Source organism: Cupriavidus sp. 01L45, from assembly GCF_056399885.1.
The window spans coordinates 67,638-87,592 of sequence record NZ_JBFTSG010000033.1 but is presented as its reverse complement, the minus strand read 5'-3'; the positions used below and the strand labels follow the sequence as shown (position 1 = coordinate 87,592).

Genomic DNA, 19,955 nt, shown 5'->3' with positions numbered 1-19,955 from the left:
CAGGCCGTGGTGGGCGTGGCAAGCCTTGTCCTGCTGCATGGCGACCCTGGCCGCGCCGACGTTCCTCACCATCGGCGTCCTGCTGATGCGCGACGCCCGCAGCGATCATCCGGTCTTCTGGCCGTCGCTGATGGTCATCGTGGCGCTCGCCAATGCCGTGGCGATCCTGCGGATCAACCAGCTGCATCGGCGGGCCGCCTTCGCGCGGCGCGGGATGCTGGCCGTGCGGTACTTGTCTTCGGGCATGTCGGCCGGCTGCGCCATGCTCCTGATCCTGGGCTGGAGCACGGGCGCGCTGCCGGAAATGGTGGCGCCGGTGGTGGCCACGGCCGATGCCTCCGCGCCCGGGATCGAGGCCGCGCTGTGGAGCATAGGTATTGCCCTCGCATTCGGCATCGCTTCGTTCGCGCATGCTGGTGTCTTGCATGCCTGGATCGGCTTTCGCCATGCGCCGCGGCACGGTGCCTAGCCAGCGTTCTTCCGCACCACGGGCCGGGTGAAGATCAGCGCCGTCTCCGTGCCTGCGGTGTCAGGGTCGTACAGATCCCAGTCCAGCCCGCACAGCGAGAATCCCAGCGCGCGGTAAAAGCCGATGGCGGGATAGTTCGTATTCTGCGTTTCCGCGCGCAGGCAGCGGGCTGGCGTAGCTTGCAGCAGGCGGTTGATTTCCCCGAGCAGCACGCGGCCGATGCCGGTACCGCGGAATGACGGGGCGACGAAGATCGCGCTCAGCATGGCCGACCGGTTCCATCGCTCGAGCCTGACGGTGGCAAAGCCGCAGATGGCGCCGTTGGCGCTTTCGAAGACGAGCGCGTGATCCGCCCGCGCGCAATCCTGCTCGAAGCCCGACGCGTCATAGTGGTTGAGTACGGGCTGCCCCAGGATTTGTTCCACCAGCCAGATGCCGAGCGGGCCGCTTCTTACCGCGTAGATGCGATCGGTCCGGTAGCTGGTGTCGAGATTCAGGATGCCGGCGCCGTCGCGCGCCCAGTCGATCGATCTGATAGTCATGCGGGTGGTACGGTCAAACACGGTCCGTGCCGGCCCGGCGGGCCGGCGGCAGGCAATGGCTTCGCGGCGGTCAGCCCCGGCGGTGCGTGAGCCGGTGCCACCAGTACTGGAGGGGGTGGGTGTGCGTGGGGTAGACCACCGACTTGCGGAAGAAAACTGCCCTTACGGCAAACACATAGAGCAGCAGGACGGCTAAAGTCAGCACGATCGAGGCAATCATGGCGCGCTCCTGTGGCAATGAACTGGCCCGCTTTCCATTCTAGGCCGTGCGCGCCTGTCTCGCCTCAGGCTCGGGCAAAGCGTGGTCAATGTGGCTTACGCGCCAGTCCGGCGGCCCGCCGGCGCTATTCAGCGCGTGCGCAGCAGTGCTTCGATTTCCTCCGCGGCGCGCCTGAGGGGCGGCAGGTGGTGGCGTAGCAGGTGCGCCGCGTCGCGGCTGCCCAGCACCATGCTGAAGCCCAGCCCGGCCACCACTTTGCCGGAGGCCGCGCGCAGCGGCACCGAGATGCCCGCGTAGCCGTCCACCAGTTCGCTGACCAGCGTGCAGTAGCCATCGCTGCGTACCTGCCTGAGCGTGCGCGCCAGCGCCGTGCGCGAACTGACCGTGAACGGCGTGAGCTTGCGCAATTGCGCCGTCGCGAGATAGACATCGAGCGCCGCGTCGTCCAGCCCCGCCAGCAGCACGCGGCCGAGCGAGTGCGCGTATGCCGGCATGCGGCGGCCAACTCCCATGTCGACGCGCAGCATCTGCTGCGGCTCCTCGCGGGCCACCAGCGTCACCGATTCGCCGTCGAGCACGCCCAGCGAACACGTCTCCCCGGCTTCCACCGCGAGCGCCTTCAGGTAGGGCCCGGCCAGCCGCGGCAGGTCCATCGAGGCAAAGTAGGCAAAGCCCAGGTCCATCACGCGCGGCGTGATGGAAAAGTCGCGGCCGTCCTGCGCCACGTATCCGTTGTGCTGCAGCGTCAGCAACAGGCGCCGCGCGGCTGCCCGGGTGACGTCGAGTTGCTCCGCCACTTCCTGCATGGTGAGGCTGCCCGTGCAGGAGGCGAACAGCCGGAGCAGCGCCAGGCCGTTGGTCAGCGAATCGAGCAGCTCTTCCTTTTTTTGCGGGCTTGCGTGGGGGTTGTCGGGGCTGATCATGGAATGGCGAGAGCGAAATAGCGGGATTTTAGTGCGCTAAGCGCACTTGCGCGAAGCCGGCATGACTCCGTATGATATGCGTTTTGCGAACAAATGTTCGCAAAACGCGGTCCGACTCACAACGAGAGACGACCGGCAAGAAGAACACGATGGAGACAGCCATGAAGGTGATCAGCGCGCAGCAGGCTGCTGCGCTCGTGCAATCCCAGTGGACCGTGGCCAGTGCCGGCTTCGTGGGCGCCGGCCATGCCGAAGCGGTGACGGACGCGCTGGAGCGGCGTTTCCTGGAAGCCGGCTTGCCGCGCGACCTGACGCTGGTGTATTCGGCGGGGCAGGGCGATCGCGGCGCGCGCGGGGTGAACCACTTCGGCAATGCCGGCATGACCGGCCGCATCGTCGGTGGCCACTGGCGCTCCGCCACGCGGCTGGCGGCGCTTGCGATGGCCGAGGAGTGCGAAGGCTACAACCTGCCGCAGGGCGTGCTGACGCACCTGTACCGCGCCATCGCCGGCGGCAAGCCCGGCGTGATGACCAAGATCGGCCTGCACACCTTCGTCGATCCGCGTACGGCGCGGGACAGCCGCTACCATGGCGGCGCCGTCAACCGCAGCGCACAGCAGGCGATTGCCGAAGGACGCGCGAACTGGGTCGAGGCGATCGATTTCCGCGGCGACGAATACCTGTTCTATCCGAGCTTCCCGATCCACTGCGCGCTGATCCGCTGCACCGCCGCCGACACCCGCGGCAACCTGAGCACGCACCGCGAGGCCTTCCACCACGAACTGCTGGCGCTGGCGCAGGCCGCCCACAACTCCGGCGGCATCGTGATCGCGCAGGTGGAATCGCTGGTGGATCACCACGACAACCTGCAGGCCATTCATGTGCCCGGCATCCTGGTCGATTACGTGGTGGTGAGTGAGGAGCCGGCGCATCACCAGATGACGTTCGCGGAGTCGTTCAATCCGGCTTACGTCACACCGTGGCAAGGCGAGGCGGCAAGCGCCGCCAGCGCGCCCGCGCCGGCGGCGCCAACCGTGCTCGACGCCCGCACCATCGTGCAGCGGCGCGCGGTGCTGGAACTGGCGCGCCGGCAGCCGCGCGTGGTCAACCTCGGCGTCGGCATGCCGGCAGCGGTCGGCATGCTGGCGGTGGAGGCCGGCGTCGACGGCTTCACGCTCACGGTGGAAGCCGGCCCGATCGGCGGCACGCCGGCGGACGGCCTCAGTTTCGGCGCCTCTGCCTATCCGGAGGCGGTGGTCGACCAGCCTGCGCAGTTTGATTTCTACGAGGGCGGCGGCATCGACCTGGCCATCCTCGGGCTGGCCGAGCTGGACGGGCATGGCAACGTCAACGTCAGCAAGTTCGGCGAAGGCAGCGAAGCTCTGATCGCCGGGGTCGGCGGCTTTATCAACATCACGCAGAGCGCCAAGGCAGTGGTCTTCGTCGGCACGCTCACCGCCGGCGGCCTGGAAGTCCGCGCCGAAGACGGCGCCTTGCGCATCGTGCGCGAAGGCCGCGTGAAGAAGATCGTGCCGCAGGTCTCGCACCTGAGCTTCAACGGCCCTTATGTGGCCTCGCTCGGCATCCCCGTGCTCTACATCACCGAGCGCGCTGTCTTTGAGATGCGCCCCGACGCCATCGGCGCGGAGCACCTGACCCTGATCGAGATCGCGCCGGGCATCGACCTGCAGCGCGATGTGCTGGACCAGTGCGCCACCGCGGTCGCCGTGGCGCCCGACCTGCGCACCATGGATGCGCGGCTGTTCCGCGCCGGTCCGCTGAGGCTCTGAGGCCGCTGGGTAGCTGCCCGATAACTAACGGCCGGCCATGACCGGTCATGGAGGAGGCCATCGAAGCTTTGTCCTGTCTTTCCCGTTGGTTTTGCCGGATCGCCGACGCGCGCGCAGGCTGTGAAGCCGGCACGCGTCATTGCTGGATTACGTTTCATACACATCATGCAGAAGACAAGCCGTCGTATTTTCTCGCGCCGCCTGGGCGCGGCCATCCTGGGCGTTTCGCTGCCGCTGTGCGCGCCGCAGGCCTTCGCGCAAGCCTATCCGTCCAAACCGATCCGCCTGGTGGTGCCGTTCCCGCCGGGCGGCCCGACCGATACCGCCGCGCGCATCATCGGCCAGAAGATGGGCGAATCGCTCAAGCAGACGGTGCTGGTGGACAACCGCCCGGGCGCTTCCGGCACGATCGGCGCGGAAGCCGTCGCCAAGAGCGCGCCGGATGGCTACACGCTGATGGTGCTGGCCACGCCCACGCTGCTGGCTCCGCACCTGATCAGCCGCAAGGGCTACGACATCTTCAAGGATTTCACGCCGATCGGTTCCGCCTACGACCTGCCCATCGTCATGGTGGTCAACCCGCAGGCCATGCCCGAAGTGACCGACCTGCAGCAATACATCGCCCGCGCCAAGGCCAAGCCCGGCGCGCTCAACTACACCAGCGCCGGCAATGGCAGCTTTGGCCACCTGTCCACCGAACTGCTCAAGAGCACCGGGCATTTCGACGTGCAGCACGTGCCGTACAAAGGCAGCGCGCCGGCGATCTCCGATCTGCTGGCGGGCCAGGTGCCGATGATGTTCTCCGACATGATCGCGGCGCTGCCGCACATCAAGGCCGGCAAGCTGCGGCCCATCGCCGTGGGCTCGGCCAGGCGCGTTAGCTTCACGCCCGATGTGAAGACGGTGGCGGAGCAGGGCTTCCCCGGCTTCGAGGCAACCGCCTGGGGCGGCCTGCTGGCCCCGGCCGGCACGCCCAAGGATGTGATTGCCAGGCTGTCGGCCGAACTGAAGGCCGCGCTGGCTGATCCGGTGGTGCAGGAAAAGCTGCTGGGCGCGGGCACGGTCGCGGCCTACCAGCCGCCCGAGCAACTGGCGGCGCGCATCCGTAACGACTACAAGAAGTGGGGCAAGGTGATCCAGGACAACGGCATCAGGGGTGACTGAGGCGACTGAGGTTAGTCTCCTGCAGCCGCCGGCCGGATCGGGTCGGTAGGGAAGGAAAGGCCGGGCACGCGGGGGTTGTCCGGCCTTTTTCTTTTCACTGCGCCGAAGGCCGGGACGGCACGGGTTTGTCCGCGCGCGGCTCGTCATCCAGGGCCGGATGGCCGGGCAGTATCTGGTGCACGAGCGCAACCAGCGCCTGCGCCGCTGGCGAGAGCGAACGCCCGGCCAGCGAGACCAGGCCATAGGCGGCCTTGAGATCGATGGCGGGCGTCACCTGCAGCGGCACCAGCGTGCCGCTTGCCTCCTCGGCGCTCATCATGGCCCGCGGTACCAGGCCGACCGCATCGGTGTTGAGGATCAGCGTGCGCAGCGTGTGCATGTCGTCGCAGGTCACGGTGAGCAGTTCGCGCGCGTCTTCGCCGGCTTCGGCGTGGATGCGGCCGCGGAAGAACTCCGCCACCCGCGCCGGGATGCGTGGCCCCGCCACGGGAAACGCCAGCAGCTCGGTCAGCGCGATCGCGCCGCACGCTGCCAGCGCATGGTCCCTGCGCACAAAGAAGCTGGTTTCGAGCGCGCGCAGCCGCTCGATGCGCAACTGGGGCTGCTCTTTCAGGCTCTGGCTTTCACCGACGAAGAAGTCCAGTTGCTCGGCTTTGAGCTTCTGCGCCATCGAGGGCGTGTCCGCGATCTCGATATCGATGCGCAGCTTTGGATAGCGTGCCAGCAGCGCCGTCAGCACCGGCTCCATCAGGAAGGCCGCGGCAAACGGCCCGAATCCCACGCTAACTTCACCCATCTCCACATCGCGCAGCAGATCGAGATCCCGCCGCAGTTCCCGGCCCTCGCGCAGCATGCGGCGCGCGCGCTCCAGCACGATGCTGCCGGAAGCCGTGGGCCGCGCCTTGCCGTAGCTGCGGTCCAGCAACTGGCTGCCGAACTCCGCTTCCAGGCCCTGGATGCTGCGCGACAGCGCCGGTTGCGACAGGTGCAGCACGGTGGCGGCACGCGCAAAGCTGCCTTGTTCGATCAGCGTGACGAAATGATGCAGGCGGCGCAGGCCCATGATTTTGCTTTTAATGCATGGAAAACTGAAAAATATTGCATTGGACGTATTTTCTCAAGTCGGTAAGCATGTCCCTCACCATTAAAAGAAGATTTCAGGAGACACAGATGATTCGACGCGCTTTTCTCGCGCTGGCCCTTGGCGGCACGTCCCTCATGACCTCCCATGCGATGGCGGACGCCTATCCGGTCAAGCCGCTGCGCGTGGTGGTGCCGTACGCGGCCGGCGGCGGCAGCGACATCGTGGCGCGTGCGTTAGGCGAAAAACTGAGCAAGAAGCTCGGCCAGCCCATCATTGTGGATAACAAGGCCGGTGCCTCCGGCATCATCGGCACCGATGCGGTGGCCAAGGCGGCGCCGGACGGCTACACGCTCCTGGTCACGATCACGCAATCGGTGCTGACCAACCAGTTCCTCTACAACAGGCTGCCCTACGACCCGCGCAAGGACCTGACCCTGGTCAATGTGATCGCCGATGCGCCGCTGGTGCTGGTCACCACACCGTCGCTGCCGGTCAGGTCGGTCAAGGAACTGGCTGATTACGGCCGCGCCCACAAGGGCAAGGTCAGCTACGCGTCCTGGGGCGTGGGCTCCTATCCGCACCTGGCTGGCGCCTACTTCAGCAAGGTCACGCACGGGGAGATGGTGCACGTGCCGTACAAGGGCGAAGCGCCCATGCTGCAGGACTTGCTGGGTGGCCAGGTGCAGTGGGCCGTGGCCAGCGTGCTGTCGGCCAAGCCTTACATCCAGAGCGGCAAGCTCAAGGCGATCGCGGTGACCGGTACGCAGCGCAGCCAGGTGCTGCCGGACCTGCCGACCTTCGCGGAAGCCGGCATGGACGACAACGCCTTCAAGGTGCTGGGCTGGATCGGCTTGCTGGCGCCGGTCGGCACGCCCGCGCCGGTGGTGGCGCGACTGGATGAAGAGGTGCGGGCGCTGATCCAGACGCCGGACATGCAGGCGCGCTTCTCCGCGCTTGGATTGCGTCCGGTGGGCAGCACGCCTGCCCAGTCGCAGGCCATCTTTGCGCGCGAGTGGCCGGTGTGGAAGACGCTGGTGGCGGAGTCGGGCGCGAAGCTGGACTGAGCAAGAAGGCAAAAAAAAGCGGGCCGCATGCGGTCAATGCATGCGGCCCGTTTTCAGCGGCGTAGCCGGCCAGCCGTCAGTTGCTGGCGGCGTTGCCCGGTTCGATCCTTGGCCCGCCGGCGGCGTGGCTGGCGTGCGTCAGCGGCAATACCTGTGCATCCTCCTGGTGCGCCGCGGCTGCCGCGAGGCCGGGGACCAGTCCCTGCAGCGAGCCGCCGGTCAGGCCCACCTCCTTCAGCAGCGAATCGATCAGCGGCGCATGCGCACGGTAGGACAGCGCGGCGGACATCGCCTGCTCGGCGAGATTGCCGTTGCCATTTCCATTCCCATTGCCTGCGTCGCCGGTGCCCGCCACGGCGCCGCCGCGGTTGAGGCCGTCGACTTGGATGATCTTGATGCCGTCGATCGCCTTCATCGGCTCCACGGTCTGCTGGATCACGCCCGGCAGCGCCTGCAGCAGCGCCAGCTTGAACTTCAGGCTGGTCTGGTCCGACGACAGCGCGTTGATGGCGTCGTTGAGCGCGCGCTGTGCCTCGGCTTCGGCCAGCCCCTTCTTGCGCGCCGCCTCGGCCAGTTCGACGATGGCGGTGGCCTGCATCTGCGCCGCCTCGCGCTCGGCGCGCGCCTGCGTGGTGACGTGCACGGCCTGGGTTTCGGCCTCCTGCGCGGCTTCGATCAGGGCCACCTGCTTGGCCCGGTCGGCTTCGGCGGTACGCCGCGTGGTCTCCACCATCTGCTCGGCCTTGACCGCTTCAGCCAGCGCCTCGTTGGCGCGGCCCTGCGCCTGCGATTGCGCTTCCGATTTGGCGGCGATCACGATGGCCTTTTCCTGCTCGGCGATCTCCGTTACCTTGGCCTGCTCGATGGCCGCCATCTGGGTAACGCGCTGCTGTTCGATCTCCTTGACCCGCACATCGCGCTCGGCCTCAACCTTGCGCGTGCGCACGGCCTGCTCGCGCTGGATCTCGGACTCCTGCACCTGGCGCTCGGCGGTGATGCGGCTTTGCTCGGCTTCCTGGCGGCGCTCCGCTTCGTAGGAGGCGATGCGCGCGTTCTGCTCGGCGGTGCGGGTTTTCACCTGCTGTTCCTGTTCGAGCTTCATGAACGATTCCTGCTGCTCGATCTCCAGCTTTTTGGCCAGCGCATCGCGGTTCTTCTCGCGCACCGAGACTTCGGTGTCCTGCTCGACTTCGTTGCGCTCCTTGCGGCGGCGCTCGGTTTCCTGCGTGAGCTTGGTCAGGCCCTCCGCGTCGAAAGCGTTGTTGGGGTCGAAGAACTCCTTCGAGGTCTGGTTGAAGTTGGTCAGCGACACGCTCTCCAGCTCCAGTCCGTTCTTGGTCAGGTCTTCGGCGACGGTGTTCTGCACCCCCTGCACGAACTGCTCGCGCGCGTCCTGCAGGTCCTGCATGCTCATCTGCGCCGCGGTGGAGCGCAGCGCATCAACGAACTTGTCGTCCACCAGCGCGCGCAGGCTCTCCGGCGCCAGCGTACGCTGGCCCAGCGTCTGGGCGGCGGTGGAGACGCCCTCCACGGTGGGTTTGACGCGCACAAAGAAGGCCACCACCACGTCGACCCGCATGCGGTCCTTGGTGATCAGGCTGTCGCGCGAGGCGCGGCTGACCTCCAGCTTGAGGGTGTTCATATTGATCGGGATGATTTCATGGAACACCGGCAGCACGATGGCGCCGCCGCTCATGATCACCTTTTGCCCGCCCAGGCCGGTACGCACGAAGGCGAGTTCGGCGGAGGCGCGCGTGTACAGGCGCGAGAAGATCAGGCCGATGATGCACAGGCCGATTACGCCGGCCAGGCCGACGACACCCCAGAAGATGATGGAATCCATATTGATTCAGACGCTCCTTGAAAACTTGGAAGAGACCGTGGAAAGACAAAGACGGCTGGCTGGCCGCACCCGCGGTGCCGCTACAGCAGGTCGGGCCGCGGGTTGACGATGGCGCGATACAAGGTGCCCGATGCGCGCGCGACGATCAGTACGGTTTCACCGCGTGGAAAGCGCTGGCCCGGCACATCCGGTTCGACCCGGATGTAATGCGGCTGGCCATACTCGTCCACCAGGCGCGCTTCCGCCGGATTGCCGCTGGAAGCCTCGCCGACGGTGACCTGCGCCACACGCCCGACGAAGTCGAGCTCGGAAACGGCGGACGACTCGTCCTGCGGGAAGTACTGCCCCACCAGGCCACCGGTCATGCGGACGAAGGGCAGGGCGCCCAGCGTGGCCAGCACGACCGCCACCGGCACCGGCAGCAGATGGCCGGCCGCCGCGGCCAGCACCCATTGCAGGACCAGGCCGACGATGGCGAAGCCCATCAGGAACAGGACCACCAGCATCAGCAGCGGCACGCGTCCCACATGCAGCCAGCCGAGGAACTGGCCGATCGCGCCCGCATCGGCCGCGCTGGCGTCGCTGTGGTCGATGGCGAAATGCGTGACGAGGAAGCTGTCGGCCTGCTGCGACAGGCCGAGGCCCAGCAGCAGGGCCAGCGCCTCCAGCACGCCGATCAATACCATCAGGCCAATCGCCACCACGAACGGGGCATTGCCCGGCAATAACAGCTGATTCATTTGGGTTCTTTTTGTGCTGAATCGGTCGGGATCGGCGTTTGTTGTCCGGTGCTCAGGAGCGGGTACCGTCGCGCCCGGCCTTCAGGCGCTCAAGCCGTTCGTTGATGCGCTGTTCCTTGTGCAGCGTTTCCAGCCGCTTCAGCAGGGTGGCGTCGGCGCCTGAACTGCCGACGCCGAGGCCGGCGACGCCCGTGGCGGCGGTCATGGCGCGGTTGAAACCTTGTTCGAGCTGCTCGGCGCGGACACCCGCGCCGGCCCCGGCAGGCGCGCTGCCGCTGCCGCCAGCGCGTTCGGCCACGGCGCGCGCGGCCACCATCCCGGCCAGCGCCTGTTCCATCTCGGCGCGCTTGGCGCGCAGGCCCAGCAGGTCGGTCTCGGTCGCCACGGACTTTTCCACCGCTTCCTGCAAACTGGCGTTGAGCGTGCCGAGCTGGTCCTCCAGGTCGATCTGGCGCTCGGTCCCCGCGCGCGCCGCGTCGTCGTCGCCGTGGTTGAGCGCAATCGTCACCTGCTCGTCGAGCCGCTCGATCTCGTTGTTGAGCCGCGCGATGGCCTTGGCGGCCTGGTGCTTGGCCGCCTCGTGCTGGCCGAGCCCGACCCGCGCCTGCGCGATCACCTCGTCGAACTCGCGCAGGTACTGCTCCAGCACAGCTTGCGGCGTACGGCTTTCCAGCGAGCTGACCAACGCGTGCACATTGGCGGTCAGCAGTCGTTTCACGCGGTTACCCAGGCCTTCTGTCGTCATGATGTGATTCCTCGGTGCAACGTTAAGACGCCGCGCAGCAAAGGCGGCGCAACAAGAAACGCGTTCAGTCAGGCTGCCGTGCGCTATGTATCAGTTTTGCCAGTTCTAACACTTCCGGTACGTAAGCGTCCAGTACGGCGGGATCATAGGCCGGGGTGCGCTGGGTCACCGCGAGGCGCAACAGGCCGAGCAGCATGCGCATGGCGCGGGCAGTGAGGCGAGCCTCCAGCTCCCTTGCCTGCGCCGGTGCCCGGTCGCCGGACGGCACGCCCGCGATCAGGCTGGCCATCAGTTCGGGCAATTGCATGGCCAGCATCGGGACGATTTCCGAGTGCTGCTGGTGCTCATGCTCCAGGGTTTGGGTGGCGTCGAGCAGGGGACGCAGCTGTTCGCGCAGGAGCGCGACGCAGCCGATGTAGTCGGACGAGCCGTCCGCGCGCCGGCGCGCGTCGGCCAGCAGGGCACGGATCTTGTCGCTGGGACTGCTGGCGCCCGGCAACTCGATGCCGGCCAGCCAGGCGAGGTCTTCTTCGGGAATGCGGACGGAGACGGTTTGCATCTGGTTCTGCCTGGTTCGGATCACTGGAACCAAGCATAGGTCACTCGCCACTCTTTGTATACGTTTGTAAACAAAAAATGACATTTCACCGGTCCAGCGTGGCGAGCGGCGGCGGCAGGCAGGACCTCAAGCGCGAGCGGCGGCGAATCGCTCGCCGCCACGCCGCAAAGCCAGGCCCGGTGCGACTCTTGGGCAAACCAGCCTTGCAAAGGCCGGTTTTGCCCCCCCCCCCCCCGCATAGCCATGGTGCCGTGCCCGCGTGACACGAAATTGAAATCCGCCCGGCCGAAACTGGCGTAGCCGCCACACTCGCACTACCCTTATCAGGGCTGCAAATGCTACAATCTAAGTCTTTGATTTACATGAGCTATTGATCTCGCGGCGGAATCGCCCTGCAGAGGCAAGGACAGACGACGGTTCGCGGCGGTCGCGCCAGCAGGGCGCGCACCATGCGGCCGGGCCTTAAATCCATGCGCAGATCTCCCCCGCTCGGTTCAAGACGCGTGTCCGTTGGCGCCGGGTTCGCCTCCTGCAAGACACGGAAACCATGACGACTACGACCACCGACCAGACCACCCCCGAGATCACCTTCGACAGCTTCGGCCTGGACGCCCGCATCCAGCGCGCATTGTCCGAGCAGGGCTACACCAAGCCCACGCCCATCCAGGAGCAGGCGATCCCCGTGGTCTTGCTCGGCAAGGACGTGATGGGCGCGGCGCAAACCGGCACCGGCAAGACCGCCGGCTTCGCGCTGCCGATCATCCAGCGGCTGCTGCCGATGGCCAATGCCAGCGCCTCGCCGGCGCGCCACCCGGTGCGTGCCCTGATGCTGACCCCCACGCGCGAACTGGCCGACCAGGTCTACGACAACGTGGCCCGCTACGCGCGCTTCACCGATCTGCGCAGCACGGTGGTGTTCGGCGGGGTCGACATGAACCCGCAAACCGATGCCTTGCGCCGCGGCGTGGAAATCCTGGTGGCCACCCCGGGCCGGCTGCTCGATCACGTGCAGCAGAAATCGGTGAACCTGTCGCAAGTGCAGATGCTGGTGCTGGACGAGGCCGACCGCATGCTCGACATGGGCTTCCTGCCCGACCTGCAGCGCATCATCAACCTGCTGCCGGCACAGCGCCAGACGCTGCTGTTCTCGGCCACCTTCTCGAACGAAATCAAGCGGCTGGCCGCCAGCTACCTGCGCGAGCCGGTCACCATCGAAGTGGCGCGCAGCAACTCGGCCAACGAGAACGTGCGCCAGACCGTGTTCCAGGTCGAAGACGGCCACAAGCAGGCCGCCGTGGTGCATCTGCTGAAGAAGCGCGCCGCCGAAGGCCTGTCGCGCCAGTGCATCGTCTTCGTCAACAGCAAGATCGGCTGCTCGCGCCTGGCGCGCCACCTGGAGCGCGAGGGCATCAACGCCGCCGCCATCCATGGCGACAAGACCCAGACCGAGCGCATGCAGACGCTCGATGGCTTCAAGCAAGGCAGTATCGATGCCCTGGTCGCCACCGACGTGGCGGCGCGCGGCCTCGATATTCCCGACATGCCGTGCGTGATCAACTTCGACCTGCCGTACAGCGCTGAAGACTACGTTCACCGTATCGGCCGTACCGGCCGTGCCGGCGCGAGCGGCGACGCGCTGTCGATTTACGTGCCGGGCGACGAGCGCCTGTTGGTCGATATCGAGAAGCTGCTCAAGCGCAGCATCCCGCGCACGCCGCTGGAGGGTTTCGATCCCACCGGTGCCAGCGCCCGTGCCGAGGAAGGCGACCGCCGCCGCGCACGCAGCAGCGACGTGCGCCGCCCGCGCGGCAATGGCGAGAGCGAGGAACCGCGTCCGCGCCGGAACGATCCGGCCAGCTCGCGCAACGCGTTCCGTCCGTCCGACGACTCTTTCTTCTCGCGTCCTTACGAGCCGAGCAGCAGCGCGATTGCCGCCCAGCCCGACGTGACGGATAGCAACGCCGCCGCCTTTGGCCGTGGCCGTCCGGCGCCCAAGCGGCAACTGGCGGCGCTGCTTGGCGGCGTGCCGCGCAAGTCCTGAGCCGGCCGGCGCGAAGCGTTTTGCCGCAGCCAACAAAAAAGCGCCCGAGGGCGCTTTTTTGTTGGCTGGACGTCAGGCTTGCACGGTGTGCGGTTGCGCGAAGCTCCGCCGGATTCAAGGCGCTGGAAGGCATACAGCTGGCCTTTACCTTTACGCAGGGGCAGGGTCAAACGCCAGTCTTGTATTCCTGCACGGTACCCGCCGCCAGGTTCCGCGGCAGCGCGGCCCAGCCCGCCGTGGCATCGCTCAGCCAGCTGTCCACCGATTGCGCGTGGCTCGCCAGCCCCAGGTGCGCGCCGGCCGTGCGCAGCGCCGCCAGCGGATCGAGCTCGTCGATGGCCTGCGCGCCGCTTTGCTTGCTGAGTTTCTCGCCGAGCGCGTTGGTCACCACCGGCACGTGCAGGTACGACGGTGTCGGCAGCCCCAGCAGATGCTGCAGGTGGATCTGCCGCGGCGTGGAATCGAGCAGGTCGGCGCCGCGCACGATATGCGTGATGCCCTGATGGCCATCGTCGACCACCACGGCCAGCTGGTAGGCCCACAAGCCGTCGGCGCGGCGCAGCACGAAGTCGCCAAGCTCGGTCGCCAGGTTCTGGCATTGTCGGCCTTGCCAGCGATCGTCGAAGCAGATCAGCGCGGCATCGCCGTCCGGCACCCGCACCCGCCAGGCGCGCGGCAGCTTGCCATGCAGGCCATCGCGGCAGGTGCCGGGATAGGCCAGGGTCTGGCGCCGTTCGCGCGCATGCAATAGCGAGTCCGCGATTTCCTTGCGCGAACAGCCGCAGGGATAAATCCGATGATCGGCGTCCAGCTTGCGTAGCGCCTCGGCATAGCGCGCCTCGTGCCGGCTCTGCCACTGCGGCGGCTCGTCCGGATGCAGGCTGAGGCGGGCCAGCGCCTGCAGGATCTGCAGGTCGGCGCCGCGCACGCAGCGGGGATAGTCGATGTCTTCGACGCGCACCAGCCAGCTCCCGCGATGGGCGCGGGCGTCAAGCCAGCTGGCCAGCGCGGTGACGAGCGACCCCATATGCAGCGGGCCGGTGGGGGAGGGGGCAAAACGGCCCCGGTAGCCGGGCACCGGGCTCGGGTGGGCGGACATGGCGGCGGCGCGTTAGTCGGGCTGGCCCGGCTGTTGTTGGAGCAGGGCTTGCGCCAGGCGCGGATCTTCCAGCTTGTTGGCCCACCATTGCAGCGCCTTGCCGCGCGTGCTGGTGCGCCAGGCCACCTTGAAATTGCCTGGGTTGCGCACTTCGAGGGTTTCGCGCGCCAGCAGCACGCCGCTCTCGATGAAGGGCTGCGCCATCGGCGCCGGCAGCCAGCCGCAGCCCAGCCCGCGGATCTGCGCCTCGAGCTTGTCGCGCATGGTGGGCACCACCAGCACGTCCTGTCCGGCGAGCACGCCATGGGTGCGGGCCGGCAGGTTGCGCGAGGTATCGCCCACCGCCACGATGCGATGCTTGGCGATCTGCAGGGTGGTCAGCGGACCCGGTTCGTTCGCCAGCGGATGATGCGCGGCCACAGCGAAGACAAAGGGCATGGTGCCCAGCGGGCGTACCTGGAAACCCTGGGTGCTCGGCGCATCGTAGGCGCCGCCGATCACCAGGTCGGCGCGGCTGCTGACCAGCGCATCCCAGGCACCGCCCAGCACCTCCTTGGCAAAGCGCAGCCGGGTGGCGGTGTTCTCGGTGTAGAAGTCGTGGATGACCGGCAGCAGGGCACGGAAGTTGATCAGGTCGTCCACCACGATGGTCAGCGTGGCTTCCCAGCCGGTGGCCAGCCGCTTGACGCGGCGGGCCAGGTCGTCCGCGGCGTGCAGCAGGTGGCGGCCCTCGTCCAGCAGGGCGCGTCCGGCGGGGGTGAGTTCGGCGCGGTGGCGGCGGCGGTCGAACAGCAGGACGTCCAGGTCCTCCTCCAGCTTGCGTACCACATAGGTAAGCGCCGAAGGCACTTTGCCCATCTCGTGCGCGGCGGCGGCAAAGCTGCCTTTGCGCTCGATGGCATCGAGAACTTCCAGGGATTCGAGAGAGAGTGCCATGTTCAGAAATTCTGAATGAATACTTCTAAGATCGTCCCGCCAAATATACGCCTGCCACCCTAAACTGCCTAGTATTGAAACGTAGTGCAAGGCCAGAGCTAGGTTTTAACCCAGCTGCTGCGCCGACAAGGCCTGAAGGAGGGCCGTCAAAATGATTGAAATCAGAAAGGCGGGCGAACGCGGTTTCGCGGATCATGGCTGGCTCAAGTCTTATCACACCTTTTCCTTCGCGGACTACTACGATCCCAAGCACGTCCAGTTCGGGCCGCTGCGCGTCATCAATGAGGACCGCGTCGCACCGGGCATGGGTTTCGGCACCCACGGCCACCGCGACATGGAAATCATCAGTTATGTGCTGGAAGGCGAACTGGCCCACAAGGACAGCATGGGCAACGGCAGCGTGATCCGCCCCGGCGATGTGCAGCGCATGAGCGCGGGGACCGGCGTGCGCCACTCGGAGTACAACCACGCCGCGCACGACACCACGCACTTCCTCCAGATCTGGATCCTGCCGGAGAAGGCCGATCTCGAGCCCGGCTACGAGGAAAGGCGCTTCGAGCCCGCGGAAAAGCGCGGCCGTCTGCGCCTGGTCGGCAGCCGGGACGGCGCCGAGGGCTCGGTGGTGATCCATCAGGACATGCGCCTGTATGCCGGCCTGTTCGACGGCGATGAATCCGCCACGCTGGCCCTGGCGCCAAAGCGGCGTGCCTACGTGCATGTGGCGCGCGGGCGCGTCACCGTCAACGGCAAGGCACTGGAGGCGGGCGATGCCGCGCAGCTGGAAGGGGCAGACGCGGTGGCCCTGACCCATGGCGATGGTGCCGAAGTGCTGGTGTTTGACCTGCCCTGAAGCGCCGCTTGAAGAGCACGCAGCCCGCCCGCCATGCCGGCGGGCTGCGGCGCTTTCTCTGGGCGGGTTTGCCGTGTGCTATCGTCTCGCTATAGATAAGCGACCGGGCCGGCACACGTGCCGCCTGGCGTGCCCTGGCCTTCGACATCCACTCCAGAGATGACTTTTGTATCTGTCCTCCTCGCGCTGATCGCCGAGCAGTTCCGCGCCCTGGGCCGCAACAATCCGATCTACGACATCGTGCGCGTGCTGGCCGAGCGGGCGGAGCACGCCTTCGACACCGGGCGCCCGCGCGATACGGCGCTGGCCTGGTTCACGGTGGTGCTGCCGCTGACGCTGACCGCCATGGTGGTGCACTACCTGCTGGCCTCCATCAGCGTGGCGCTCACGCTCGCCTGGAACGTCCTGCTGCTCTACCTGACCCTCGGTTTCCGGCAATTCAGCCACTTCTTCACCGATATCCACGAAGCGCTCAATCGCGACGATCTGCCGCGCGCCCGCGCGCTGCTGCACCAGTGGACCGGTCTCGAAACCCTTGAAATGCCTGTCACCGAGATCGTGCGGCATACGCTGGAAGCCGCCATCGTGGCGGTCCACCGGCATGTGTTCGGCGTGTTCTTCTGGTTCCTGGTGCCGATCGGCCCGGGTGGTGTCATCTTGTACCGCATCGCCGAATACCTCGCGCGCCACTGGAACCTGCCTTCCACCGAGCGCAGCCCCGCGCTGGGGCGGTTTGCCGCGCGGGCCTTCTACCTGCTGGACTGGATCCCCTCGCGGCTGACCGCGGTCGGTTTTGCCATCGTCGGTAATTTCGAGGATGCGGTCTATGCCTGGCGCAACCACGCGCGCAAGTGGAACGATGCCGTCAACGGCATCCTGCTCGCCAGTGGCGGCGGCGCGCTTGGCGTGCGCCTGGGCGCGCCGCTGGCCGAGGAGGATTCCACCGTGGTGCTGCGCACCAGCCTGGCCGGCCCGGCCATCGACTATGCGCCCGGCATGGAAGACGACAGCGAGCCTGAGCCGGCCGCGCCTGAATTCGGCATGGAGCCGAACGTGCGTACGCTGCAATCGGCGATTGGGCTGGTGTGGCGTGCCGTGGTGCTGTGGATGCTGCTGCTGGCGATGCTGTCGCTGGCGCTCTGGGTCGGCTGAGCCGGATTGCCATCCCGCTATCGCCAACGCCCGCGCTTGCCGCGGGCGTTTTGTTGGGTGCGCTCTTTTGTGCGCCTATGTACTCTTATGCGCGCTAAGGCTGCCGCGGCGCCCCGCATTGCCAGCACGAATTGAACTGCGCTTCGTGCCATTCCCCGCATGACAGGCATTGCCACCGTGGCCCCGGCTCCGGATTGGCCGCCGCGCGCAATACCGCCCAGGCCTGGGTTTCCATTTCGTCATCGATCAGCCAGACCTGCGGTGCGCTCTCGCGAAACGGGATATCGCCCATCGCGCCGGCCAGCCAGGTATTGCGCATTTCGGCACGGATGCCAGCGGCTTCCAGCAAGTTCTGGCAGTGTGCCGCATGGACTAGGGAAGGGGTCGAGAGCAGTAGTTTCATGGGGATCGGGCATGCCGTTGCAGGCACGCCCGATCACCTTACCACGGCTTTTGCTGGCGGGATTCGTGCAGCAGTTGCGTGTAGAGCTGGTGGCGCCGTCCGGAGATCTCGCCCGCCTTCATCGATTCCAGCACGCCGCAGCCGGGCTCGTTGATGTGATGGCAGTTGTAGAAGCGGCACTCGGTCAGGCGCGGACGGAATTCCGGGAAGGCACGCTCCAGCATGCCTTCGCTCAGGTGATGCAGGCCGAATTCCTGGAAGCCCGGCGAATCGATCAGGCAGCCACGCTGGCGGGCCTGGGGATCATTGCTTTCGCCATCCATGGTTGCGTCGCCATCCACGCTGGCCGGCAGGTGGTAGAGGCGGGTAAAGGTGGTGGTGTGCTTGCCCGAATCCAGCTTGGCCGAGATTTCCCGCGTCTGCGCTTCCACGCCGGGGATCAGCAGGTTCAGCAGCGAGGACTTGCCCATGCCCGACTGGCCGATCAGGATGCTGGCGCGGTGCGCCAGTTGCGGGCGCAGTTGCGCCAGCGTATCTTCCGGCGAGCCGTGCACGGACAGGAACAGCGTCTCGTAGCCCAGCTCCTGGTATAGCGCCAGCCGGCCGCGGGCTTCTTCCAGCCGCTCGGTCAGGTCGATCTTGTTGAGGATGATCAGCGGCMGGATGCCGAGCGCCTCGGCCGACACCAGCGCACGCCCGAGCAGGTCTTCCGAGAAGCCCGGCTCGGTCGCCAGCACGATGACCACCTGGTCGATATTGGCCGCCAGCAGCTTGGACTTGAACTGGTCGGAGCGGTGCAGCAGGTTCTTGCGCGGCTTGAAGCCGGTGATCACGCACTGGTCGGAGGCGGCGCGCTCGATGGTGACGCGGTCGCCCACCGCGCACTCGCTGCGCTTGCCGCGCGGGAAGCCGTGCAGGCGGCTGCCGTCGTCCAGCTCGATCACATAGTGGCGGCCGTGCGCGGCGACGATCAGCGCCTCTTCGGCGGCGGCGCCATTGGCGTTGGCTTTGGCAGCGCTTGCGGCGCGCTGCGGGCCTCCCCGGGCGGCGCGGCTCATGCCTGCGCCAGCAGGCGGTCGATCCGCTGTGCCGCTGGTGGGTGCGAGTAGTAGAACGCGCTGTAGATCGGGTCGGGCGTCAAGGTGGAGGCGTTGTCCTTGTAGAGCTTGACCAGTGCCGAGACCAGGTGGCCGGCATCGGTCTGGCCGGCGGCGAAGGCATCGGCCTCGAACTCGTGGCGGCGCGAGGTCTGGCTGGCCAGCGGCCCCAGCAGGAAGGTGAAAACAGGCAGCGTCAGGAAGAACAGCACCAGGGCAAGCGCATGGTTGGTGGTGCCGAGATTGGGCAGCACGCCCAGGCCCGTGTAGAACCAGGTACGGCTGGCCAGCCAGCCCAGCGCGGCCAGGAAGGCCAGGCTCAGCGCGAAGCTCACCAGCATGCCCTTGAGGATATGGCGGCGCTTGAAGTGGCCGAGCTCGTGCGCGAGCACGGCTTCGATCTCGTCGTCGGCCAGGCGCTCCATCAGGGTGTCGAAGAAGACGATGCGCTTGGCGGCGCCGAAACCGGTGAAGTACGCGTTACCGTGCGCGCTGCGCTTGCTGCCGTCCATCACAAACAGGCCACGGCTGCGGAAGCCGCATTTTTCCAGCAGGCGCTTGATGCGCGCTTCCAGCGTGGCGTTGGCGAGCGGCTCGAAKCGGTTGAACATGGGCATGATCACCGAGGGCGCAATCATCTGCACGAAGATCGTGAAGGCGATCCACGTCAGCCACGTCCATACCCACCAGTATTGCCCCATATGTTCCATGAGCCACAGGACGGCAAGCAACAGCGGCAGGCCCAGCGCGCAGCCGACGACGGCCATCTTGGCCAGGTCGGCCAGGTAGAGCTTCCAGCTCATGCGGTTGAAGCCAAAGCGCTGCTCGATGCCGAACTGGCCATAGAGCGAGAAGGGCAGGTCGACCAGCCCGCCGATCACGGCCACGCTGCCGACCAGCGCCACGCTGTAGGCATAGCCCGGGCCGAAGGTGCCGAGCCAGAACTGGTTGATCCACTGCAGCCCGCCCAGCATGGTCAGGACGATCAGCAGGCCGGCGCCGGCCAGCACTTCCAGCATCGACAGCCGGGTGCGGGCGATGGTGTAGTCGGCCGCCTTCTGGTGCGAGGACAGCGTGATGCTGTCGGCAAAGCGGCTGGGTACCGCATGACGGTGTTGCGCCACATGGCGCACCTGGCGGGCTGCCAGCCAGAGCTTGGTCAGCACCATCAGCATCAGGGCGGCTAGGAACAGAAACGTGAACATCGGGCAGAGCCTTGTCGTGTAAAGCCGTC

The 19,955-nt window shown here is 66.9% G+C and carries 20 protein-coding genes; 7 read left to right on the top strand and 13 right to left on the bottom strand.

Translation table 11 applies throughout. The annotated features are described in order from the left end of the window. Positions 1–37: 37 nt before the first annotated feature. Positions 38–469 (top strand): hypothetical protein, encoded by a 432-nt coding sequence (locus AC1DT6_RS22495; RefSeq protein ID WP_441626934.1) that lies wholly within the window; start codon positions 38–40, stop codon positions 467–469. On the opposite strand, the gene AC1DT6_RS22490 is transcribed toward AC1DT6_RS22495, so the two are convergent. The 3 genes from AC1DT6_RS22490 to AC1DT6_RS22480 all read right to left on the bottom strand — a co-directional run bounded on the left by AC1DT6_RS22490 (position 466) and on the right by AC1DT6_RS22480 (position 2,154). After that, positions 466–1,011 carry a GNAT family N-acetyltransferase gene (locus AC1DT6_RS22490; protein WP_441626932.1) on the bottom strand — a complete coding sequence of 182 codons (546 nt, stop codon included), beginning with the start codon at positions 1,009–1,011 and terminating at the stop codon, positions 466–468. The genes AC1DT6_RS22495 and AC1DT6_RS22490 overlap by 4 nt on opposite strands. Before the next feature lie 70 nt (positions 1,012–1,081). Beyond that, positions 1,082–1,231: a hypothetical protein gene (locus AC1DT6_RS22485; protein ID WP_160172222.1), complete on the bottom strand. Its 150-nt coding sequence runs from the start codon at positions 1,229–1,231 to the stop codon at positions 1,082–1,084. A gap of 128 nt (positions 1,232–1,359) precedes the next feature. Next, complete coding sequence (locus AC1DT6_RS22480) at positions 1,360–2,154, bottom strand: IclR family transcriptional regulator domain-containing protein (protein ID WP_441626930.1); 795 nt, start codon at positions 2,152–2,154, stop codon at positions 1,360–1,362. Positions 2,155–2,315: 161 nt separating this feature from the next. Between AC1DT6_RS22480 and AC1DT6_RS22475 the strand changes: the two genes are divergently transcribed. Together AC1DT6_RS22475 and AC1DT6_RS22470 are read left to right on the top strand one after the other, a co-directional pair. Next, complete coding sequence (locus tag AC1DT6_RS22475; RefSeq protein WP_441626928.1) at positions 2,316–3,944, top strand: acyl CoA:acetate/3-ketoacid CoA transferase; 1,629 nt, start codon at positions 2,316–2,318, stop codon at positions 3,942–3,944. Positions 3,945–4,109: 165 nt separating this feature from the next. Continuing rightward, positions 4,110–5,108 carry a Bug family tripartite tricarboxylate transporter substrate binding protein gene (locus tag AC1DT6_RS22470; RefSeq protein WP_441626926.1) on the top strand — a complete coding sequence of 333 codons (999 nt, stop codon included), beginning with the start codon at positions 4,110–4,112 and terminating at the stop codon, positions 5,106–5,108. Between the two features lie 94 nt (positions 5,109–5,202). On the opposite strand, the gene AC1DT6_RS22465 is transcribed toward AC1DT6_RS22470, so the two are convergent. Continuing rightward, positions 5,203–6,171 (bottom strand): LysR family transcriptional regulator, encoded by a 969-nt coding sequence (locus AC1DT6_RS22465; RefSeq protein WP_441626924.1) that lies wholly within the window; start codon positions 6,169–6,171, stop codon positions 5,203–5,205. Positions 6,172–6,278: 107 nt separating this feature from the next. On the opposite strand from AC1DT6_RS22465, the gene AC1DT6_RS22460 reads away from it, so the two are divergent. Next, complete coding sequence (locus AC1DT6_RS22460; protein WP_477102277.1) at positions 6,279–7,256, top strand: Bug family tripartite tricarboxylate transporter substrate binding protein; 978 nt, start codon at positions 6,279–6,281, stop codon at positions 7,254–7,256. A gap of 76 nt (positions 7,257–7,332) precedes the next feature. Here AC1DT6_RS22460 and AC1DT6_RS22455 read toward each other — a convergent pair whose 3' ends face one another. The 4 genes from AC1DT6_RS22455 to AC1DT6_RS22440 form a co-directional block, all read right to left on the bottom strand. Beyond that, positions 7,333–9,099 (bottom strand): flotillin family protein, encoded by a 1,767-nt coding sequence (locus AC1DT6_RS22455; protein WP_477114902.1) that lies wholly within the window; start codon positions 9,097–9,099, stop codon positions 7,333–7,335. Between the two features lie 80 nt (positions 9,100–9,179). After that, positions 9,180–9,839, bottom strand: a complete 660-nt coding sequence (locus tag AC1DT6_RS22450) for an OB-fold-containig protein (RefSeq protein WP_441626918.1) — start codon at positions 9,837–9,839, stop codon at positions 9,180–9,182. 52 nt (positions 9,840–9,891) lie between these two features. Continuing rightward, positions 9,892–10,584, bottom strand: a complete 693-nt coding sequence (locus AC1DT6_RS22445; RefSeq protein ID WP_477111515.1) for a PspA/IM30 family protein — start codon at positions 10,582–10,584, stop codon at positions 9,892–9,894. A gap of 64 nt (positions 10,585–10,648) precedes the next feature. Continuing rightward, a complete protein-coding gene (locus tag AC1DT6_RS22440; protein WP_441626914.1) occupies positions 10,649–11,143 on the bottom strand; it encodes a hypothetical protein in 495 nt (164 codons plus the stop codon). A 547-nt stretch (positions 11,144–11,690) separates the two neighbouring features. On the opposite strand from AC1DT6_RS22440, the gene AC1DT6_RS22435 reads away from it, so the two are divergent. Further along, positions 11,691–13,184, top strand: a complete 1,494-nt coding sequence (locus tag AC1DT6_RS22435) for a DEAD/DEAH box helicase (protein WP_441626912.1) — start codon at positions 11,691–11,693, stop codon at positions 13,182–13,184. 166 nt (positions 13,185–13,350) lie between these two features. Here the strand turns inward: AC1DT6_RS22435 and gluQRS are convergent, their stop codons facing one another. Together gluQRS and AC1DT6_RS22425 are read right to left on the bottom strand one after the other, a co-directional pair. Then, positions 13,351–14,283, bottom strand: a complete 933-nt coding sequence (gluQRS, locus tag AC1DT6_RS22430) for a tRNA glutamyl-Q(34) synthetase GluQRS (protein WP_441626910.1) — start codon at positions 14,281–14,283, stop codon at positions 13,351–13,353. Between the two features lie 12 nt (positions 14,284–14,295). Further along, positions 14,296–15,219 (bottom strand): LysR family transcriptional regulator, encoded by a 924-nt coding sequence (locus AC1DT6_RS22425; RefSeq protein ID WP_035869784.1) that lies wholly within the window; start codon positions 15,217–15,219, stop codon positions 14,296–14,298. A gap of 151 nt (positions 15,220–15,370) precedes the next feature. Here AC1DT6_RS22425 and AC1DT6_RS22420 point away from each other — a divergent pair, with 151 nt between their 5' ends. Both AC1DT6_RS22420 and AC1DT6_RS22415 read left to right on the top strand, forming a co-directional pair. Beyond that, a complete protein-coding gene (locus tag AC1DT6_RS22420; RefSeq protein ID WP_477111514.1) occupies positions 15,371–16,069 on the top strand; it encodes a pirin family protein in 699 nt (232 codons plus the stop codon). 159 nt (positions 16,070–16,228) lie between these two features. Further along, complete coding sequence (locus AC1DT6_RS22415) at positions 16,229–17,221, top strand: CobD/CbiB family protein (protein ID WP_441626906.1); 993 nt, start codon at positions 16,229–16,231, stop codon at positions 17,219–17,221. 94 nt (positions 17,222–17,315) lie between these two features. Here AC1DT6_RS22415 and AC1DT6_RS22410 read toward each other — a convergent pair whose 3' ends face one another. From AC1DT6_RS22410 to AC1DT6_RS22400, 3 genes are read right to left on the bottom strand one after another with little or no spacing between them, the layout of a single operon-like run. Beyond that, entirely contained in the window at positions 17,316–17,624 is a 309-nt protein-coding gene (locus AC1DT6_RS22410; protein WP_441626904.1) for a putative signal transducing protein, read from the bottom strand. 38 nt (positions 17,625–17,662) lie between these two features. Continuing rightward, positions 17,663–18,682, bottom strand: a complete 1,020-nt coding sequence (gene rsgA, locus AC1DT6_RS22405) for a ribosome small subunit-dependent GTPase A (protein ID WP_477114901.1) — start codon at positions 18,680–18,682, stop codon at positions 17,663–17,665. Then, positions 18,679–19,926 (bottom strand): M48 family metallopeptidase, encoded by a 1,248-nt coding sequence (locus tag AC1DT6_RS22400; RefSeq protein ID WP_441626900.1) that lies wholly within the window; start codon positions 19,924–19,926, stop codon positions 18,679–18,681. The genes rsgA and AC1DT6_RS22400 overlap by 4 nt, the downstream gene beginning before the upstream one ends. Positions 19,927–19,955: the final 29 nt, after the last annotated feature.

Coding starts and splice junctions, on each gene's coding strand:
- AC1DT6_RS22420 (WP_477111514.1), top strand. CDS start 15,371: ATGATTGAAATCAGAAAGGCGGGCGAACGCGGTTTCGCGGATCATGGC.
- AC1DT6_RS22440 (WP_441626914.1), bottom strand. CDS start 11,143: ATGCAAACCGTCTCCGTCCGCATTCCCGAAGAAGACCTCGCCTGGCTG.
- AC1DT6_RS22495 (WP_441626934.1), top strand. CDS start 38: ATGGCGACCCTGGCCGCGCCGACGTTCCTCACCATCGGCGTCCTGCTG.
- AC1DT6_RS22480 (WP_441626930.1), bottom strand. CDS start 2,154: ATGATCAGCCCCGACAACCCCCACGCAAGCCCGCAAAAAAAGGAAGAG.
- AC1DT6_RS22475 (WP_441626928.1), top strand. CDS start 2,316: ATGAAGGTGATCAGCGCGCAGCAGGCTGCTGCGCTCGTGCAATCCCAG.
- AC1DT6_RS22460 (WP_477102277.1), top strand. CDS start 6,279: ATGATTCGACGCGCTTTTCTCGCGCTGGCCCTTGGCGGCACGTCCCTC.
- AC1DT6_RS22445 (WP_477111515.1), bottom strand. CDS start 10,584: ATGACGACAGAAGGCCTGGGTAACCGCGTGAAACGACTGCTGACCGCC.
- AC1DT6_RS22490 (WP_441626932.1), bottom strand. CDS start 1,011: ATGACTATCAGATCGATCGACTGGGCGCGCGACGGCGCCGGCATCCTG.
- gluQRS (WP_441626910.1), bottom strand. CDS start 14,283: ATGTCCGCCCACCCGAGCCCGGTGCCCGGCTACCGGGGCCGTTTTGCC.
- AC1DT6_RS22455 (WP_477114902.1), bottom strand. CDS start 9,099: ATGGATTCCATCATCTTCTGGGGTGTCGTCGGCCTGGCCGGCGTAATC.
- AC1DT6_RS22450 (WP_441626918.1), bottom strand. CDS start 9,839: ATGAATCAGCTGTTATTGCCGGGCAATGCCCCGTTCGTGGTGGCGATT.
- AC1DT6_RS22470 (WP_441626926.1), top strand. CDS start 4,110: ATGCAGAAGACAAGCCGTCGTATTTTCTCGCGCCGCCTGGGCGCGGCC.
- AC1DT6_RS22465 (WP_441626924.1), bottom strand. CDS start 6,171: ATGGGCCTGCGCCGCCTGCATCATTTCGTCACGCTGATCGAACAAGGC.
- AC1DT6_RS22410 (WP_441626904.1), bottom strand. CDS start 17,624: ATGAAACTACTGCTCTCGACCCCTTCCCTAGTCCATGCGGCACACTGC.
- AC1DT6_RS22425 (WP_035869784.1), bottom strand. CDS start 15,219: ATGGCACTCTCTCTCGAATCCCTGGAAGTTCTCGATGCCATCGAGCGC.
- AC1DT6_RS22435 (WP_441626912.1), top strand. CDS start 11,691: ATGACGACTACGACCACCGACCAGACCACCCCCGAGATCACCTTCGAC.
- AC1DT6_RS22485 (WP_160172222.1), bottom strand. CDS start 1,231: ATGATTGCCTCGATCGTGCTGACTTTAGCCGTCCTGCTGCTCTATGTG.
- AC1DT6_RS22415 (WP_441626906.1), top strand. CDS start 16,229: ATGACTTTTGTATCTGTCCTCCTCGCGCTGATCGCCGAGCAGTTCCGC.